This window comes from Slackia sp., from assembly GCF_977041755.1.
On sequence record NZ_CDRRGL010000113.1, the window covers coordinates 1 to 4,959 of the forward strand.

Annotated in this window: 5 protein-coding genes; all 5 read right to left on the reverse strand. The window is 58.4% G+C overall.

Translation table 11 applies throughout. The annotated features are described in order from the left end of the window. Positions 1-757: NrfD/PsrC family molybdoenzyme membrane anchor subunit (gene nrfD / locus ACWI8T_RS07730; protein ID WP_449138519.1), on the reverse strand; the 757-nt coding region annotated here is incomplete at its 3' end. A gap of 355 nt (positions 758-1,112) precedes the next feature. Beyond that, entirely contained in the window at positions 1,113-1,739 is a 627-nt protein-coding gene (locus tag ACWI8T_RS07735; RefSeq protein WP_449138520.1) for a M48 family metallopeptidase, read from the reverse strand. Positions 1,740-2,058: 319 nt separating this feature from the next. Next, positions 2,059-3,264 (reverse strand): iron-containing alcohol dehydrogenase, encoded by a 1,206-nt coding sequence (locus tag ACWI8T_RS07740; protein ID WP_449138521.1) that lies wholly within the window; start codon positions 3,262-3,264, stop codon positions 2,059-2,061. Between the two features lie 108 nt (positions 3,265-3,372). After that, a complete protein-coding gene (rsmI, locus tag ACWI8T_RS07745; protein ID WP_449138522.1) occupies positions 3,373-4,233 on the reverse strand; it encodes a 16S rRNA (cytidine(1402)-2'-O)-methyltransferase in 861 nt (286 codons plus the stop codon). 169 nt (positions 4,234-4,402) lie between these two features. Beyond that, positions 4,403-4,959 (reverse strand): DUF1385 domain-containing protein (locus ACWI8T_RS07750; protein WP_449138523.1); only part of this gene is annotated, 557 nt, incomplete at its 5' end.

Genomic DNA, 4,959 nt, shown 5'->3' on the forward strand with positions numbered 1-4,959 from the left:
AAGGCGCAGCAATTCCGCAGAAGACGAAGCCCAGCCACCAGAGCAAGAGCGCAAGCGCGTCGCCCGTCGCCAAGCCAGCAAATGACGCGCTGGCGGGCGGAAAGAGCCCGTAGAGCACTGTCGCGACGAATTCGCCCAGCACAAGAGCAGCATCCGCAATAATCATAATTCGCGGAACAGCAAACCCATTCACGGCATGGCCGTCGAAGAACGCGCAGATGAGCGCCACCGCAATGCCGCACGATGCCGACGAGAGCAAAAACAAAACAGGCACGAGCGGCGTGTTCCATGCGCTTATGCTGCCAAGGCTTTCCAGCAGCAGCCCCGTATAGAGCATAACGCCCAGCGATAAAACGCATGCAAGACCCTCGATCACGGCCACCAAAATGCCCGGAATAATAGGCAAGTACACGAAACGGACCATCGTAAGAAACGCCGCACATACAATGAGCGAGCCGAGCGCGACGGTGCCAAACGTAAGATAGGTGAACGAGGGGTTCTGAACAAGAAAGACCGCACGGTCCAGGCGGCCCAAATCGAAGAGCAGGCACAAAGCCCCCGCAATCAAACAGAACGTTCCGGCGGCGCAAGTGAAAGCAATCGCACGATGTTGCAACGAAGAAGCACAGAGGGAGCATGGCGCAGCGGCACCGAAAGGCTCATGGGCCCACAGCATATCGAGCAGACACGCAACGAGCACGGCGCCTGCGCCCGTTCCGCCCAAAAAGAGGTACGCAATCGTCAATGAACTCAGCATGCGCACCCCTTTCATTTCGTGGATTCATTCTTGGCAAAGTATGCCATAAAACAATGGCGCCTATGACAACGTGTCATAGGCGCCGAAGGAAAAGAGGGTAAGCAATATTGCCTGCACGTATGGATTCGCACAGCCTCTCGACCTGACGCCCTATCGCTAAATCGCGCCACGCAGCTTTCGTTAGGTCCGCGCGAAAACCTCTTGCGCACGAAAACGCACGAAGTGCGTACCCTTGAAGGCAATTGCCGCTATGTCACTTGCATAATGCCTGGTCGCTCATTCGCAAAACGTCGATGCTGCCGCGCTTTCGAATTTAGGCTACGCACTTCGCGCGTTTTCGTGCAAGGTGCCTTCCCTATCGCCTGATCGCACCGCGCAGCTTTCGCTCGGCATCGCGCCAATGAGGCAAATACGCGTCAAGCAGCGCGTGGAAACGCGGGCCGTGGTTCGCTTCCCGCAAGTGGCACAGCTCATGTACCACCACGTATTCCAAGCACTCGGGAGGCTGGGCGGCAAGCTGCACGTTTATGCAGATGCGCCCCGTTTTCACATTGCAGCTGCCCCAACGGCTCACCATATTTCGATATGCTAATTTACCAGGTGAAACGCCAATGATCGGCGCCCATTTCTCTATGAGCGCCGGCACGAACGCAGCCACCACGGCACGCCACTGGGCAAGCTCTTCCTGCGTTGGCGAAGACGATGTTCCGTTGATTTCGCTATCGCGTTCCCTCGCCTGCATTTTTGCCGCATGCTCGCGAATCCACGATGCGCGCTCTTCGATAAAGCACGCGATTCGAGCGTCGGAATACCGCAGCGGCGCGCTCACGCATACGCGGAAGCGAGCAGCAGACGAGCCGCCCGTCGCATCGGCACCTCCAGCACGAGGCTTGAGGCGCACATACATATGCTTCTGCTGCTTGCGCGTGACTTCGACGTCGAACCCCGCGGCGTGCAGCATGGTTTTTCGTACAGAAGGCACAGCGAACATTCCTTCGAAACAAGAATCATGCTAAGATGCAAGCACGGTGCCCCGCGAAGCCGGGCGACATCGTTTGAGTTCTAAGCCGGGTTAGCTTTGGTAGGCACCCGGCTTATTCCTTTCCAATGAAGATCACTTGTCGCGGGTGACGAGGTCGACGACTCCGATAACAACTGACATTACTGCGCAAATGGCGATAACCGTTTGAGTATCCATCGGGACCACCTCCTTCCAGAGGCGCCGCCCGGCAAGTGAAGCACCGCCCGCCTATTGTACTGCATAGGCGGGCGGTTTCGAACTTCTGTACGATTTTTATCCTCTAGAACGCTGAAAGATAAATCGCCTTCGCGTCTTCCAGCGCAAGCTTCTTAAAGCCACCGAACACTTCGCCCTTGTTGGCCTTGAGCGTCGGAAGCAGTTTGTCCACATCTTCGGGGGCAATGCCGAACTCGCCGAGCGTACGCGGCATGCCCAGATCAACAAAAAACGCCTGCAGCTCATCGATTGCGGCCGTCACGGCATCTTCAATTGCCTCATCGGTTTCGTCGATAGGCTCGATGTCGAACACCTGCAGCGCGAACTTCAGGAAGCGAGCCGGGTTTTCGCGCCATACATAGCGCATCCACGCAGGCATGACCACCGCCAAGCCGGCGCCGTGCGTGATGGAAGTGTCAAACGCAGAAAGTTCATGCTCGAGCGCATGGCTTTCCCAGCCGCCAGCGCGGCTCGTCGGCGTCGCCGAGAGACCGCATCCCGCGATGTCGTTATGGGCGAGCGTTCCTGCCCACATAATGTTCGCGCGGGCCTCGTAGTTCTCGGGCTCGGCAAGAGCCACGGGAGCCTCGTCGATAAGGGAGCGAATAATGCCCGTGGCGATGTTGTCGGTAAGGCTCGACGAACCCGTGCCGCTGAAATAGCGCTCGCACACATGCGCGATCATGTCGGTCACGCCAGCGGCCGTTTGATACGGCGGCAGCGTGAACGTGAGCTCAGGGTCGAGGAACGCCACCTTCGGACGGAACAAGTTCGAATTCGTACCGCGCTTCAGTCCCAGTTCATCGTTGGAAATAACACACGAGCTCGACCCTTCGGAACCAGCCGCAGGAATAGTGAGAACGCAGGCGATAGGCAAACATTCCGCAATCGTCGCCTTTTTGCTGAAGAAGTCCCACACGTCGCCTTCGTAGGGCACGCCAAATGCAATCGCTTTGGCGCAGTCAATCGCGCTGCCGCCGCCAACAGGGAAAATAACGTCGACGTTTTCTTTGCGCGCAAGTTCGATGCCCTCGCGCACCAACCCCACTTCGGGGTTCGGGCGCACGCCCGCAAGCTCAACGGCCTCGACGCCCGACGCAGCCAGCGATTTCTTCACGCGCTCGAGCGTTCCCGTGCGCACCACGGAGCCCTTGCCGTAAACGAGCAGCGCGCGTTTATAGCCGCGCTTGGCAATATGCTCGCCTACCTGGTCGGTAACGCCTTTGCCGAAAATGAATTCCGTCGGAGAATAGAACACGAAATCGTTCATTGATCGTCCTTTCGAAACGATTACAGACCATAGCATGGGAGCCGCCGCAACAGGGCTTTTTCGTCATTAGGTGAACGCGCGGATTCGCGACACCCCCCGCCAAGCTTCCTAGCGTTCGTGCACGAGCGCATACGCCTCGTTACGCGAAATGCCGAATTCGCGGCGCAGGGCAGCAACAATATCTTTATGCGACATTTCACCAGAGGCAAGAAGCTCAGACGCGCGTTCGGCGGCAGAAGCAGCCTGAACGGCGGCGTTGCCCTCGACTTCGGCAGCCGTTGGGGGGCAAATAACCAACGCGATTTCGCCCTTCACGCCCTCTTCCGCATCGCGGCGGGCAAATTCTTCCGCGGCAATGGGAGCCATAGCGCGAAAGACTTCTTCATGGCGCTTCGTGAGCTCGCGGCACACCGCAACCTCTCGCGCGGGGAACACCTCCGCGACAACCGCAAGCGCATCGGCTATGCGGCGCGGGCTTTCATAGAACACGAGCGAGGCATCGAGGCCCGAAAGAGCTTCGAGCACCGCCTTGCGCTCGCCGGCCTTGCGCGGGAAAAACCCGCCGAAATAGTAGCGCGGGTCGGAAAAACCGCTGGCGACATAAGCCGTCGCAGCGGCCGATGCGCCCGGCAGCACCTCGTAAAGCGCGCCCGCGGCCTGCGCCGACGCAACAAGACGAGACCCCGGATCAGACACGCCCGGCATGCCGGCATCGCTGCAAAATGCGATGCGCTCGCCAGCCAAAACGCGCTGGATAATGCGATCAGCTTGCTTGGAAATGGTCGCTTCATCGAGCCGTTCGAGTCGCTTTTCAATATCGAAGTGCGCGAGCAGCTTTCCTGTGACGCGCGTGTCTTCCGCACATACCACATCGGCCACGCGCAGCTCATCGAGCGTGCGCAACGTGATATCGCCCAAGTTGCCGATGGGCGTGGGGCATAAAACAAGTTTTCCAGTTGAAGTATTCATGGGCGCAATTATACCGCCCAACTCGGCCCGCGCGAACGGCGCAGCAAAAGCGCAAAAGCGGCCTGGGCAAAACGCACGCCCGTGCCAGGCTTCATGCGTCCGACCAATGCCTTTTGTCAAAGGCCAGCCGACCACCCTGGCCTCGCCGCCTGCGGTTTTCCAAAAACGCCTAAGCCTGGGCCGCTTCCTCGCGCTCTTCTCGCTCGAGCACTCGTTGCATAGCAGCAATAGCGCATTCGAGCATTTCATCGTCGGGCTCATTGGTCGTAAGTCGCTGCATTTGCATGCCCGGCCACAGCACCACTTTCACCAGCGGGTTTTCAGGATGGCTGCCCGCCCACTTCACCGTGATTTCGTAGCTGATGCCGGCAATTACGGGCATGAGCAGAATGCGCGCCACAATGACGAGCGCCAACTTTGCGGGGCCATCGGGCACGCCCCATGCGGCGATGAGGCCATTGAGCGGCGTAATGGTGTATACGAAAATCGCGATTATCATGACCATAATCAGAAACGCCGTGCCACAGCGCACGTGCAAACGCGGGAAGCTGCGCGCATTTTCGGGCGTGAGCGGCAAACCATGCTCGTAGCAATGAATGGTTTTATGCTCGGCACCGTGATAGCTGAACATGCGCTTGATGTCTTGCATGCGGCCAATAAGCCAGATGTAGAACACGAAAACAACGATGCGCACAATGCCGTCAACGACGTTCCAAAGAAGCGTTT

Coding starts and splice junctions, on each gene's coding strand:
- rsmI (WP_449138522.1), bottom strand. CDS start 4,233: ATGAATACTTCAACTGGAAAACTTGTTTTATGCCCCACGCCCATCGGC.
- ACWI8T_RS07740 (WP_449138521.1), bottom strand. CDS start 3,264: ATGAACGATTTCGTGTTCTATTCTCCGACGGAATTCATTTTCGGCAAA.